Source organism: Caulobacter sp. GW822-FHT07D08 (genome assembly GCF_058798735.1).
Genome location: NZ_JBXAKU010000007.1, coordinates 210,418 through 223,652, shown reverse-complemented (window position 1 = coordinate 223,652; position 13,235 = coordinate 210,418). Strand labels below are relative to the sequence as shown.

Sequence of the window (13,235 nt, the reverse complement as noted above, 5' to 3'; positions counted from 1 at the left end):
CCGGAGATTTCCATGCGTGCGTACCCCCTCATAGCCGCCCTGGGCTTGGCCGCCCTCGCGGCGCAGCCCGTCCTGGCCCAAGAGAAACCGCCGGCCGTCGAGGCCCCGGCCAAGGGTTCCGAAAAGGCCGCCAAGGCCGACGCCCCCGACCTGGCCCAGGCCACCGCCGAGGAAGACGCCCAGCCCAAGCGCGGCTCGGTCACGGTCGCCGGCAAGGTCATCGGTTATACCGTGACCCCCGGAACCCTCGTCATCCGCAACGACGACGGCGAGGCGGTGGCCTCGATGTTCTACGTCGCCTACGTGGCCGACCGCCCCAAGGGCTCGGCGCCGCGCCCGGTGACCTTCACTTACAACGGCGGCCCGGGCTCCTCGAGCATGTGGCTGCACATGGGCTCGATCGGTCCGGTGCATGTCGAGACGCCGCTGGTCGATGTCGCCGCGCCCGCGCCCTACAAGATCACCGAGAACCACGAGACGATGCTGGACAAGACCGACATCGTCTTCATCGACGCCATCGGCACCGGCCTGTCGCGGCCGATCGGCAAGTCGAAGGGGCCGGAATTCTATGGCGTCGACCAGGACATCGACGCCTTCGCGCGCGGCGTCATGCGTTACCTGACGATCAACGACCGCTGGGACAGCCCTAAGTTCCTGTTCGGCGAGAGCTACGGCACCCTGCGCTCGGCCGGCCTGGTCCACGCCCTGCAGGAGCGCGGCGTGCAGATGAACGGCGTCGTCCTGCTGTCGTCGATCCTGAACTACGGCGTGCGCCAGCCGGGCTTCGACCAGATCTTCGTCACCTACCTGCCCAGCTACGCGGCCACGGCCTGGTACCACAACCGCCTGCAAAACCGCCCGGCGGCGCTGGAGCCGTTCCTGACCGAGGTGCGCGAATGGGCCCGCGGGCCCTACGCCACGGCCATGGCCAAGGGTTCGGACCTCAGCGACGCCGAACGCGCCGCCATCGCCAAGCAGATGAGCGCCTATACCGGCCTGTCCGAGAAGTTCCTGCTCAGCGTCGACCTGCGCGTCGAGCTCGGCCGGTTCCGCAAGGAGCTGTTGCGTGACCAGTCGCGCACCGTTGGCCGTCTGGACTCGCGCTTCAAGGGCATCGACGTCGATGATGGCGGCGACGGTCCCGAGTTCGACGCCACCGACACCTCGATCAGCGGGGCCTATATCGGCGCGCTGAACAAGTACCTGTTCGGCACCCTGGGCTATAAGACCAAGCTCAGCTACCGCCCGAACTACTACGCCCAGATCGGCGGCGGAAAGTGGGACCAGAAGCACAGGGCGCCGGGCGGACGCGGAGGCGGCGCTCAGATGGCCCTGGCCGACACCGCGCTCGACCTGTCGATGGCCATGCGCCAGAACCCGAAGCTGAAGGTGCTGTCGCAGAACGGCTATTACGACATGGCCACGCCGTTCTTCGGGGCGGAGTATGACCTGAAGCACATGCAGATCGATCCGAGCCTGCAGAAGAACCTGACCTACAAGTACTACGAGTCCGGGCACATGGTTTACATCAACCCGGCGGTCACCACGCAGTTCAAGAAGGACCTCGACGCCTTCTACGACAGCGCGACCCAAGGCAACTGAACGGGCCACTCGGCTGACTGAAGACGCTCCCGATCACACCGATCGGGAGCGTTTTTCGTTTCAGCGCGCCGCCACCGGGGTGACCATCGCGCGGGCGTTCCAGTTCGGCGGCTCCTGGCCGGCCAGGTGGCGCAGGAAGAACTCGAACTCCTTGCGCTGGCCGTAGTCGATCGGGCCGGTGGAGCGGCCGACCGAGTGGCCTTCGCCCGGCACGACGAGCAGGTCGAATTCCTTGTCGGCCTTGATCAAGGCGTCGGCGAACTGCAGGGTCGAGGCGGGATCGACGTTCTTGTCCTGCTCGCCGACGATCATCAGCAGCTTGCCCTGCAGGCGCCAGGCGTTGTCGATCGCCGAGGCGGCCGAATAGCTCTGGTCGACGGGCCAGCCCAGCCACTGCTCGTTCCAGCTGATCTTGTCCATGCGGTTGTCGAAGCAGCCGGCGAAGGCCACCCCGACCTTGTAGAATTCCGGATGGTAGAGCAGGGCCAGGGCCGTCGACTGGCCGCCGGCCGAGCCGCCGTAGATGCCGACGCGGCTTGTGTCATACCAGGGATACTTGGCCGCCACGGCCTTGTGCCAGAGGATGCGGTCGGGGAAACCGGAGTCGGCCAGGTTCTTCCAGGCCACGTCGTGGAAGGCCTTCGAGCGGTTCAGCGTGCCCATGCCGTCGATCTGCACGACGATGAAGCCCAGGTCCGCCAGCGACTGCATGCCCACCACCTTGTCGCCGCCCGCGTGATAGCCGAACGGCCACCAGGTCTTGGGCACGAAGCTGGCGTGCGGGCCGGCATAGATGTTCTCGATCACCGGATAGCGCTTGGTTGGATCGAAATTCCGTGGGCGGACGATCAGGCCGTAGATGTCGGTCTTGCCGTCGCGGCCCTTGGCGACGAACGGCTCGGGCGGCTTGAAGCCGGCGGCGACCAACTGGCTGATGTCCGGTTTCTCGAGCGTGGCGATCAGGCCGCCGTCGCTGACGCGGCGCAGCTCCGAGACCGGCGCCAGGTCGACGCGCGAATAGGTGTCCACATAGAGGCTGGCGTCCGGCGAAAGGGCCACGTCGTGATAGGCGTCGGCGGTGGTCAGGGCCGTCAGGCCCTTGCCGTCGAAGCCGATGCGGTAGACGTGCTGGAAGTAGGGATCCTGACCGGCGACCATGCCGCTGGCGGCGAAGTAGATCTGGCGCCTGGCCTCGTCGACCTTCAGCACCTGGCGCACCACCCAAGGGCCCTTGGTGATCTGGGTCTTCACCGCGCCGGTCTTGCCGTCGAACAGGTAGAGATGGTTCCAGCCGTCGCGCTCGGACATCCACAGGACTTCGCGGCCGTTGTCGATGTCCCGCCGGAAGCGACGGCCCTCGTTGATGAAGGTCTTGGCCGTCTCGGTGACCACGGCGCGCGGCTGGCCGGTCCGGGCGTCGATCTCGATCACGCGCGCCAACTGGTGGCCGCGCTGCTCGTAGATGAAGGACACCGTGGCGCTGTCCTTGCGCCATTCCAGCTTGGAGAGGTCGTAAGGGTTGGCGAACAGATCGCCGGGCGTCGGCAGCTGCTTGCCCTCGGCCGGCAGGAAGACGACCGGCTGCTCGATGTCCACCGCGTCGCCGGGCTTGGGATAGAGCTGGGTCTGGAGCTTGGGCTGCACCTGGTCGGCGGGGCGGGCCTCGACGCGATAGACGATGCGCCGGAGGCCGGGGCGTACGCGGTAGGCGGCCAGCTTGGCCGAGTCCGGCGACCAGACGATCGATTCCGGATCGTAGAAGTTGGCCTCCGAGCCGTCGGTGCTGATCCGTTTCCAGGCGCCGCCGACCGGGCGTACGGCGATGTTGAAGTTCTCGACATGGGCCTCCCACTGGCCGTCGGGCGAGCGGCGCGGGTGGTTGTCGGCGGGGACGGAGAGGTCGCGCACCACACCGAAACCGCTGGGCCGGCCCGGCCGGGGCGCCTCGGCGCACGTGAAGTCGCTCAGCGTGCAGCGCCAGCCGGCCTCGTTGAACGAGAAGCGGATCGCCGCGCCCTTGTCGGCGAAGGTGAAGGTCTCGAACGGCAGCCGCAGCGGGTCGAAGGTTGTGTTGGCGGCCTTGCCCAGGCCAGCTGCGATACGGGCCTGGTCGAAGCTGGGCGTCTTGGTCCCGGTCTTGACGTCGTAGGTGACGAACGCGAAGCCGCCCTCGACCGTCTTGCGGTAGAAGAGCTTGCCATCGTCCGACCAGGCGGCCGGATCGGCGACGTCGCGGGTCAGGTACATCTGCGTCTCGCGCAGCCGCAGCGAGCGCGTCATGTCCTGAGCGGTGACTTGGCTCAGGGCCGGCGTCGCCTGCACGGCCAACGCCAATAGGATCATTCCGCCAGTCCGCATGTACAGTCCCCGGGACGCTCGTCGAGTTATCGTATTATGTATACGGTGACACTTGGCGAGGTGAAGCCAAAAGGGGAGGGAAGCATGTCGGTATTTCGCAAGACGCTGGCCGGGACGGCCCTGACGCTGCTGCTGGTGGGACCGCTCTACGCACAGGTGGCGTCTTCGGCCGCGCCCCCGCAGCCGCCTCAACAGACCGAGTCCGATGGCTATACCCGTTACGAACTGCTTGGCCCGGGCAGCCACAAGTTCCGGATCGTCTACGAGATCACCGCCAGCACCGCCGGGGCGACCGCCTACTACAACCCGATCCGGCAAGGCAGCGTGGCCACCGACGAGCGCGTCAACGACCGCGCCACCGGCAAGCCGCTGAAGTTCGATGTCGTGCCCGGCGATGTCGCCAAGGCCGGCGGCGTGCGCGGCGCGAGCCCCGACGGCAGCTATATCCGCGTCGAGCTGGCCCATCCCGTGCCGGCCGACGGCGGCGAGGGCCGGGTGCAGATCGACAAGACCTACGAGGACGCCAAGAGCTACTATCAGGAGGGCGACCTGATCGTCTTCGACCGGCCGCTGGGCGTGAAGCGCAACGCGGTGGTCCTGCCGGTCGGCTACGAACTGGTGTCCTGCAACTATCCGGCCCAGGTGCTGCAGGAGACCGACGGCCGCATCAAGATCGCCTTCTGGAACAACACCCCGGCCCAGGCGCCGCTGGTGATCAAGGCGCGGCCGTCGCCAAACCTGAAGCCGGCGGTCTCCTCCCTGGCCAAGGCGCTGGACGAGCGCGCCTACCAGAACCGCGAGATCATGTATTTCCTGCAGCCGCCGGAAACCCACAGCTTCGATCTCTATCACGACTACACCGAGACCCGGCCGGGCGTGGGGGTCTATGTCAACATCGTCCGGGCCGGCAGCGCCGCCTCCAAGCCATCGGCGCGCAACCTCGACACCGGCGCGGCCCTGAAGTGGGAGATGCTGAAGGGCGCCGACATCCTGAAGGCCGCGCCCGACCAGAAGGGCGTCACCCCCGAGACCGAGGCTATCGTGTTCCACTTCGATTCCGTGAAGCGGGGCCAGAGCGCGCGCCTGCGCTTCAGCGAGACCTATACCGACGCCGAGCGCTACAAGCTGGTCGGCGACGAGCTGGTCTGGCGCCGGTCGTTCGGCCGGCCGCTGAACACCGTGGTGCTGCCCGCCGGCTGGGTGCTGACCAACAGCTCGGTCCCCGCCACGGTCAAGACCCTGGCCGACGGCCGCGTCCAGCTGGAGTTCATCAACCCCCGCACCGACGAGATCGACACCATCATCACGGCGCGACGACGCTGATCCTGGAAGATTAAGCCGACAGCTGCTGCTGCAGATCCTTCATCGTGCCGCGGATGTGGGCGGCGGTCAGGGACTCGACCTTGGCGGCGTCGCCCTTCAGCCAGACGTCCAGCAGTTCGCGATGCTCCTCGGCGGCGCGGGCCTCGCGGCCATACGGCTCCAGGTGGACGCGCACGTAGCGCTCGGCCAGGACCTGGAGACGCTCGAGCAACTGGTAGGTGACCAGACCGCCGGAGGGGCGGATCATCGCCATGTGGAAGGCGCGGTTCATCGACACGTGGTCGCCCGGCGCGCCGGTCTGTTGAGCCGTCTCGAGCGCGGCCAGGGCGGTCTTGACCTTCTGCTGGTCCTCGGGCGTGGCCTTCTTGCAGCCCGCGGCCGCCGCGCTGGGCTCCAGCTTCAGGCGCAGCTCGAACACCTCGTTGGCCTCGTCGGCCGACAGCGGCCGCACCACGTAGCCGCGGTTCGGGTACGAACTGAGCAGGCCGTCCTGCTCCAGCCGGCTCAGGGCCTCGCGCAGCGGGATCTTGCTGACCCCCAGCTCCTCGGCGATCGTGTCCTGTCGCACCGGCGTCCCTGGACCCATCTGGCCCAGCAGGATGCGCTTGCGGACCAGTTCGTAGGTCTGGTCGGAGAGGGTGCGGACGACGATGGTCATCGGGTGGGCGTGTCTTTCAAGAAGCGCAAAGGCTTGGCGACGCGAAGCGCGCCCTTAACGGTCATAGGTCCCTGTAACCGGCCAGTGCAAACAAGAAATCGTCGACCACGCCCTAAACGACTTGAAAACCTCGCCAGAACTGGTCGGCCTGATCGATCCAGATCGTATTGAAGCCTGTCGAGATCGCCGAGCCTTCGACGGACGGAATGATCGCGGCCTGGTCACCGATCGCGGTTTCCGCCTCGACCTTGCCGATGAAGCGGCTGCGAATGAAGCTCTCGTGCACGAAGGTCTCGCCGACCTGGAGCCTGTTCTTGGCGTGAAGGTGGGCCAGGCGGGCCGAGGTGCCGGTGCCGCAGGGACTGCGGTCGATGGCCTTGTCGCCATAGAACACCGCGTTGCGCCCATCGGCGTCTTCGGCGCTGGGGCCGTCGGCCCACAGCACGTGGCTGACCCCGCGGATGGTCGGATCCAGCGGGTGGACCGGCGTGGTCTTCTCGCGGACGAGTTCGCGGACGATAGGGCTGTAGTGCAGAATGTCCTGGGCGCTGAACGCGTCCAGGCCCTTGTACGCGCCCTGCGGTTCGACGATGGCGTAGAAGTTGCCGCCGTAGGCGACGTCCAGCTTCAGCGGGCCCAGGCCCGGAACGTCGATTTCGATGTCGGTCACCGCCAGATAGGCCGGTACGTTGACGATCTTCACCGCCGTGACCTTGTCGCCGGCCGTCTTGTATTCGATGTCGATGACGCCGGCCGGCACTTCCAGCTTCAGGCGGCCCGGGACGCGTGGGGTGATCAGGCCGTTCTCCAGGGCGAAGGTGACCATCCCGATCGTGCCATGGCCGCACATTGGCAGGCAGCCGCTGGTCTCGACGAACAGGATGCCGGCCTCGGTGTCGTCGCGGGTGGGGGGATAGAGGAAGCCGCCGGACATCATGTCGTGGCCGCGCGGCTCGAACATCAGGCCCGTGCGGATCCAGTCGAAGCGCTCCAGGAAGTCCTGGCGGCGCTCGCTCATCGACGCGCCCCGGAGCAGGGGCGCGCCGCCGACGATCAGCCGTACGGGATTGCCGGCGGTGTGGCCGTCAATACAGAAGAAGGTGTGACGCATGGCTGATCGGTGGTCCTAGAGCATTTTCCGACGAAGCGGCCGCCGGCCGGTCGTCGGAAAATGCGTCAAACAGAAGCCTGGATCATTGTCCGATCCGGTTGGATCGAACAATGATCTAGCCGACGGGACGGGTCGCCGCGGCCTTCTCGACCATGGCGGTCACCTCGGCGCGACGGGCGCCGGCCAGCGGCAGGCGCGGCGCGCGGACCCGCTCGGAGCCCCGGCCCATGATCTGCTCGGCCAGCTTGATGGACTGGACGAGATCATGTTCAGCGTCGAGGTGCAGCAGCGGCATGAACCAGCGGTAGATCCGCAGGGCCTCGGCCAGGTCGCCGCGGTCGATGGCGGCCACAAGGGCCACCGATTCTTGCGGGAAGGCGCTGGTCAGGCCCGAGACCCAGCCGTGGGCGCCCAGCAGCAGGCCTTCCAGCGCGACATCGTCGAGGCCGGCCATCAGGATGTAGCGATCGCCGAAGACGTTGAGCAGATCGGTGAAGCGGCGGGTGTCGGGCGCGCTTTCCTTGACCGCGACGATGTTGGGCACGTCGGCCAGTCGCTGCAGCACGCTGGTGGTGATCGAGACGCGATAGGCCGGCGGGTTGTTGTAGAGCATGAGCGGCAGGCTGGTGGCGGCCGCGACCGTGCGGAAGTGGTGCTCCAGCTCCAGTTCGGTCGGAACATAGACCATGGCCGGCAGCACCATCAGGGCGTCGGCGCCGATGGCCTCGGCGTCCTTGGCGAACTTGGCGGCGCGTTCGGTGGTCATTTCCGAGACACCAACCACCACCGGAACGCGCCCCGCGACGACTTCCACGGCGGCTTTCAGCGCCGCGCGCTTCTCATCGGCGTCAAGCGAGTTGTTTTCGCCGCAGGTGCCGAGCACGATAAGCCCGTGGACGCCGTCCTTGATCAGAGCGTCGAGGACGCCCTGGCTCGCCTCGAAATCGATGGACGAGTCCGCATTGAATTGAGTGGTCGCCGCTGGATAGACGCCGCGCCAGGAGATCGAATTCATACCGCTTGCACCTCTGTGATGTTCGTCTACCATATACGATATGAGATCTGGAGGTAAAGGCCTGGTGAGTATCGTCGTTGTCGGCGGAGGCGTGGTGGGGCTGGCCTGCGCGCTGAATCTACGACGCGCGGGCGCGCGGGTGCTGCTCATTGACGAGGGCGCCGGTCCGTCCGCGTCATGGGGCAATGCCGGTCATATCGCCATCGAACAGGTCGAACCGATCGCCTCGATGAAGGCGCTGAAATCGGCGCCGGCGCGCTGGTTCCCACGGGGCGGGGCCCTGGACTTCAGATTCGTCGACATCCTCTCATGGGGCGCCTGGGCGGGACGTTATGTCCAGGCCTGCGCGCCGGGCGCCTTCGATCATGGGAAGGCGGCGCTCGGCGCCTTGCTGGACGACGCGGTTCCGGCCTGGCGACGTCTCGTCGCCGCGGTCGGCCGGCCGGAGCTGCTGCGCGAGCGTGGCCACATCGTCGTCTGGGAGAGCCCGGCCAGCGCCGAAAGGGGCAGGGCCGCTTGGAACGCCGCCAATATCGGTCTTGCGCGGAAGCGTGACCTGCAGGGCGTCGAGCTGCTGGAGGTCGCCAGCCGTCTGGCCGTCGCCCCGGCGGGCGGCCTGCGTTTCGAGAACAGCGGCCAGATCAGCGATCCGGGCCTGGCCCTGCGGACCTTGCGCGACACCTTCGCGGCCCTGGGCGGAACGACACGCGCGGCGAAGGTCGCGGCGCTCAGGCTCGAGGGCGGTCGCGCGGTCGTCGCGCTGGACGACGGCGAGGTGCTGCGGCCGGATCAGGTCGTCCTGGCGGCCGGCGTCGGCAGTGGGGCCCTGATACGGGGCCTCGGCCACGTCGCGCCCATCGTCGCCGAGCGCGGCTATCATATCGAAGGCGATGTTGGAGCCTGGGGCGACCTGCCGCCGGTGGTGTTCGAGGATCGGTCGATGATCGTCACCCGGTTCGGCGACCGGCTGCGAGCCGCCAGCTTCGTCGAGTTCGCCCGCCATGACGCCCCGGCCGATCCGCGCAAATGGGCCCGCCTGCATAAGCACGTCGATGAGCTGGGCCTGCCCATGGCCAAGCCGCGCAGCCAGTGGATGGGCGCGCGTCCGACCTTGCCCGACTACCTGCCGGCCATCGGCGTCAGCCGCCGCGCGCCGAACCTGATCTACGCCTTCGGCCATCAGCATCTGGGCCTGACCCTGGCGGCGACGACCGGCGAGATCGTCACCGCCCTGGCCGGCGGCGCCGCGGCGTCGGTTGACCTGACGCCCTTCGACCTCGACCGTTTCGCCCCCGGCGCCACGCGGCGCGCCAAGGAGATCGCGGCATGACGACCGACATCGGCGGATCCTCCGCTGAACAGGAACTCGCGGGCCTCGCGCCGCCGCCCGGCCGGCCCGCGCCGATCGACGCCGCCGAGCGCCAGGCGCGCCTGGCCAGAGCGCGGGACCTGACACGGGGGCTCGGCGCCCAGGCGCTGCTGATCGGAGCCGGCGCCAGCCTGCGCTATTTCACCGGCGTCGCCTGGGGCGCGACCGAGCGGCTGGTCGCCATGCTGCTGCCCGTCGAGGGCGAGCCGATCATGATCTGCCCGGCCTTCGAGCTGGGTTCGCTGCAGGCCAGCTTGAGCGTCGAGGCCGAGATCCGCCTCTGGCAGGAGGATGAACCGCCTGGCGCACTGGTCGCCGAGACCCTGAAGGCGCTGGGCGTCACCACCCTGGCCTTCGACCCGGCCCTGTCCTTCCAGGCCTTCGACGATGTCCGCCGCGCCGCGCCCAACCTCGCCGTCCTCAACGCCGCGCCGGTCGTCGACGGCTGCCGGGGGATCAAGTCGCCGGCCGAGCTGGCTTTGCTGCAATACGCCAAGAGCCTGACCCTGGAGGTCCATCGCCGCGCCGCCGCGATCCTGCGCCCCGGCATCACCACCGGCGAGGTCAAGCGCTTCATCGACGCGGCGCATCGCGCCTGCGGGGCCGACAACGGCTCGACCTTCTGCGCGGTGCAGTTCGGCGTCGCCAGCGCCTATCCGCACGGCGTGCCGGGCGAGCAGAGCCTGGACGAGGACGACCTCGTGCTGATCGACACCGGCTGTCAGATCGACGGCTACCACTCCGACATCACCCGCACCTACGTCTTCGGAACGCCCAGCGCCGAGCACCGCCGGATCTGGGCGATCGAACACGAGGCCCAGGCCGCCGCCTTCGCGGCGGTGAAGCCGGGCGTGCCTTGCGAGGTCGTCGACCAGGTGGCGCGCGACGTGCTGCAACGCCATGGCCTGGGGCCCGACTACGCCCTGCCAGGATTGCCCCATCGCACCGGCCACGGCATCGGCCTCTCCATCCATGAAGGGCCGTATCTGGTGCGCGGCGACACGACCCCGCTGGCGGTCGGCATGTGCTTTTCCAACGAGCCGATGATCGTGCTGCCCGACCAGTTCGGCGTCCGGCTCGAAGACCATTTCCATGTCACGCCCGACGGCGCGGCCTGGTTCACCAAGCCTTCGGCCTCGATCGACAGGCCATTTTCGTAAAGCGCGGACCGGCGAGGGGGCCGGGCGCGACAGCAACAGGGGACTGGGACTGATGACCTTCTGGACGCGCCGCAAGGCGCTGGATGCGGTGCTCCGCGTCGAGGAAAGCCGCCGCCTCAAGCCGACGCTCAGTTGGCCGCACCTGATCGCCCTGGGCATCGGCGCGATCATCGGTACGGGCATCTACACCCTGACCGGCATCGGCGCCGAGCGGGCCGGCCCCGCCGTGATCCTGGCCTTCGCGGCCTGCGGCGTGCTCTGCGTGTTCGCCGCCCTGACCTATGCCGAGATGGCCACCATGATCCCGGCGGCCGGCAGCGCCTACACCTATGCCTACGCCGTGCTGGGCGAAGGCCTGGCCTGGATCGTCGGCTGGAGCCTCGTCCTGGAATATTCGGTGACCTGCAGCGCCGTGGCGGTGGGCTGGTCGGGCTATATGGTCGGCCTGCTGAAGAGCGCCGGCATCACCCTGCCGGCGGCCCTGCTGGCCGGACCGCATGGGGGCGGCATCGTCAACCTGCCGGCGGTGCTGATCGTGCTGGCGGTCACCGCCCTGCTGATCCGCGGCGCCAAGGAGAGCGCGGTGGTCAACATCGCCCTGGTGGCCATCAAGATCCTGGCCCTGGCCGTGTTCGTGTTCCTGACCATCACGGCGCTGAAGCCCGAGAACTTCACGCCGTTCATGCCCTACGGCTTCGCCTCCGAGACCGTGAATGGCCACACGCGCGGCGTCATGGCGGCGGCCGCGATCGTGTTCTTCGCCTTCTTCGGTTTCGACGCGGTCTCGACCTCGGCCGAGGAGGTCAAGAACCCCAAGCGCGACCTGACCATCGGCATCGTCGGCTCGATGATCGTCAGCACCCTGATCTACATGCTGGTCGCCACCTGCGCGGTCGGGGCGTGGGCGTACAGCGAGTTCGCCCGCAGCGGCGAGCCGCTGGCCTTCATCCTGCGCAGCCTGAACCACCCCTGGGCGGCGGTCGCCATCGCGGCGGCGGCGGTCATCGCCCTGCCCAGCGTCATCCTGGTGATGATGTTCGGCCAGACGCGGGTGTTCTTCGTGATGTCGCGCGACGGCCTGCTGCCGCACAGTCTCAGCAAGCTGCATCCCCGTCGCGGCACGCCGGTGATGCTGACCCTGATGGTCGGCGCCTTCGTGGCGGTGGTCGCGGGCCTGTTCCGACTGGACGAGATCGCCGAGCTGTCGAACGCCGGCACCCTGCTGGCCTTCATCTGCGTGGCCGTCTGCGTGATGGTGCTGCGGGTGACCAAGCCCGACCTGCCGCGCCTGTTCCGCTGTCCGGCGGTGTGGGTCGTCGGCCCGCTGGCGGTGGTCGGCTGCCTCTACTTCATGATCAGCCTGCCGCCGGCGACGCTGGGCCGGTTCCTGGTGTGGAACCTGGTCGGCATCGTCGTCTACCTGCTCTACGGCCGTCGCAAGAGCTTCCTCAACACGCCCTCGACGGCGACCTGAGGCCCCGTATCACGTCGGCGGCGAACGCTTGCCGCCGACGTTTTCCTCAACGCGAGGGCCGGAGCAGCCCTCAATGCGCGGCGTCGAACCAAGCCGGGCGGATGACGAAGCCCAGGCCCAGCGGGTCCGGCGCGCCGGGATAGTAGTCGGTGCTGATGATCTGCGCGCCCGAGTTGACCGAAGCCTCGAGGCGGCCCAGGTCGTGGTTGCGGGCCTCGGTCGTGTCGGCGTCGCTGCGGGTGCGCACCAGGAAGCCTTGAGCGACCAGGGCCTTGATCATCGCCTGAGCGGGGCGCGGGTCCTGGATGTTGAACACCGCCGCCTCGGCCTGGTCGTCGGCATAGAGGCCGAACAGCATCCGGTTCTTCAGGGACGGATGGCCCGCGCGGTAGGCCTCCTCGATGCGGGGATTGGCGTCCAGCACCAGCAGCACCTTGCCGCGCGCGCCGTCCACCGTGGGCCAGCCGCCGCCCGTCACGCCGTCGCGCAGGGTGGCGCGCGCGCCTCGGACGTCGTCCGGCGCGATGATCCGGTCGCGGCCGAACGCCTTGATCGCGTCGGCGTCAAGGCCGGCGAAGTCAGCCTCGGTCCACAGCGGCGGGTTGGGAATGGCCGGGTTGTTGAACGGCTCTTCCTTGGTGTTGACGAAGATCACGATCGGCTGGTGATCGGGGTGGGCCTTGGACCAGGTCGCCACCTCGGCGAAGCAGTCCGAGAGGCGCAGGCACAGGGTGCGGGCGTCGACGACCGGGGCGTGCAGCACTTTGGCGCCGGGCGCCTGCATGATCGCGAGCTTGGCCGGGTCTTTGGCGTAGGGGGCGGCGTAGAGGCCGCCGGCGGTGTCGGCGTAGGGATCGAATTCCAGCTGCCGGACGCCCAGGTCCAGCTGGGCGGCGATCGGCGGATGGCCGTATTCGACGCCGCGCGAGTGCTCGCCCATCACCTGGCGCTGGTGCGCGAGGGCGGCGGGATCGAGTTCGGGACGGTAGCTGTTGTGCGAGCCCAACCAATGCAGGCCGTTGATCCGCGGCGCTTCGGCCGCCTGGGTTGCGAAGGCGACGACCGACAGGGCGGCGGCGAGAAACAGCGGGCGCATGGCGACCTCCTGGGACGGAAAAGGCGCGGACCGGCCGGTGTTGGACCGGTCCGCGCGAGGTGACGACCT

General features: G+C 68.3%; 10 protein-coding genes. 5 read left to right on the top strand and 5 right to left on the bottom strand.

The window, feature by feature from the left end; translation table 11 throughout:
- Nucleotides 1–12: 12 nt before the first annotated feature.
- Nucleotides 13–1,602 (top strand): S10 family peptidase, encoded by a 1,590-nt coding sequence (locus AC1RJ9_RS15365; RefSeq protein WP_492839508.1) that lies wholly within the window; start codon nucleotides 13–15, stop codon nucleotides 1,600–1,602.
- Between the two features lie 60 nt (nucleotides 1,603–1,662).
- Here the strand turns inward: AC1RJ9_RS15365 and AC1RJ9_RS15360 are convergent, their stop codons facing one another.
- Nucleotides 1,663–3,945 (bottom strand): S9 family peptidase, encoded by a 2,283-nt coding sequence (locus tag AC1RJ9_RS15360; RefSeq protein WP_492839509.1) that lies wholly within the window; start codon nucleotides 3,943–3,945, stop codon nucleotides 1,663–1,665.
- Between the two features lie 99 nt (nucleotides 3,946–4,044).
- Between AC1RJ9_RS15360 and AC1RJ9_RS15355 the strand changes: the two genes are divergently transcribed.
- A complete protein-coding gene (locus AC1RJ9_RS15355) occupies nucleotides 4,045–5,283 on the top strand; it encodes a hypothetical protein (RefSeq protein WP_492839510.1) in 1,239 nt (412 codons plus the stop codon).
- 10 nt (nucleotides 5,284–5,293) lie between these two features.
- Here the strand turns inward: AC1RJ9_RS15355 and AC1RJ9_RS15350 are convergent, their stop codons facing one another.
- The 3 genes from AC1RJ9_RS15350 to AC1RJ9_RS15340 form a co-directional block, all read right to left on the bottom strand.
- The gene (locus AC1RJ9_RS15350) at nucleotides 5,294–5,941 is read right to left on the bottom strand and encodes a GntR family transcriptional regulator (RefSeq protein WP_492839512.1); all 648 of its coding nucleotides are present in this window, start codon (nucleotides 5,939–5,941) and stop codon (nucleotides 5,294–5,296) included.
- A gap of 112 nt (nucleotides 5,942–6,053) precedes the next feature.
- A complete protein-coding gene (locus AC1RJ9_RS15345; RefSeq protein WP_492839513.1) occupies nucleotides 6,054–7,052 on the bottom strand; it encodes a 4-hydroxyproline epimerase in 999 nt (332 codons plus the stop codon).
- 115 nt (nucleotides 7,053–7,167) lie between these two features.
- Nucleotides 7,168–8,067: a dihydrodipicolinate synthase family protein gene (locus AC1RJ9_RS15340; protein ID WP_492839514.1), complete on the bottom strand. Its 900-nt coding sequence runs from the start codon at nucleotides 8,065–8,067 to the stop codon at nucleotides 7,168–7,170.
- 64 nt (nucleotides 8,068–8,131) lie between these two features.
- Here AC1RJ9_RS15340 and AC1RJ9_RS15335 point away from each other — a divergent pair, with 64 nt between their 5' ends.
- The 3 genes from AC1RJ9_RS15335 to AC1RJ9_RS15325 are packed head-to-tail and all read left to right on the top strand — an operon-like array spanning nucleotide 8,132 to nucleotide 12,070.
- Nucleotides 8,132–9,397 (top strand): NAD(P)/FAD-dependent oxidoreductase, encoded by a 1,266-nt coding sequence (locus AC1RJ9_RS15335; RefSeq protein ID WP_492839515.1) that lies wholly within the window; start codon nucleotides 8,132–8,134, stop codon nucleotides 9,395–9,397.
- On the top strand, nucleotides 9,394–10,596 hold the full coding sequence (locus AC1RJ9_RS15330) for a M24 family metallopeptidase (protein WP_492839517.1): 1,203 nt from the start codon (nucleotides 9,394–9,396) through the stop codon (nucleotides 10,594–10,596). The genes AC1RJ9_RS15335 and AC1RJ9_RS15330 overlap by 4 nt, the downstream gene beginning before the upstream one ends.
- A 52-nt stretch (nucleotides 10,597–10,648) precedes the next feature.
- On the top strand, nucleotides 10,649–12,070 hold the full coding sequence (locus AC1RJ9_RS15325) for an amino acid permease (RefSeq protein ID WP_492839518.1): 1,422 nt from the start codon (nucleotides 10,649–10,651) through the stop codon (nucleotides 12,068–12,070).
- Nucleotides 12,071–12,140: 70 nt separating this feature from the next.
- Here the strand turns inward: AC1RJ9_RS15325 and AC1RJ9_RS15320 are convergent, their stop codons facing one another.
- Nucleotides 12,141–13,166, bottom strand: a complete 1,026-nt coding sequence (locus tag AC1RJ9_RS15320) for a phosphatidylinositol-specific phospholipase C domain-containing protein (RefSeq protein ID WP_492839519.1) — start codon at nucleotides 13,164–13,166, stop codon at nucleotides 12,141–12,143.
- Nucleotides 13,167–13,235: the final 69 nt, after the last annotated feature.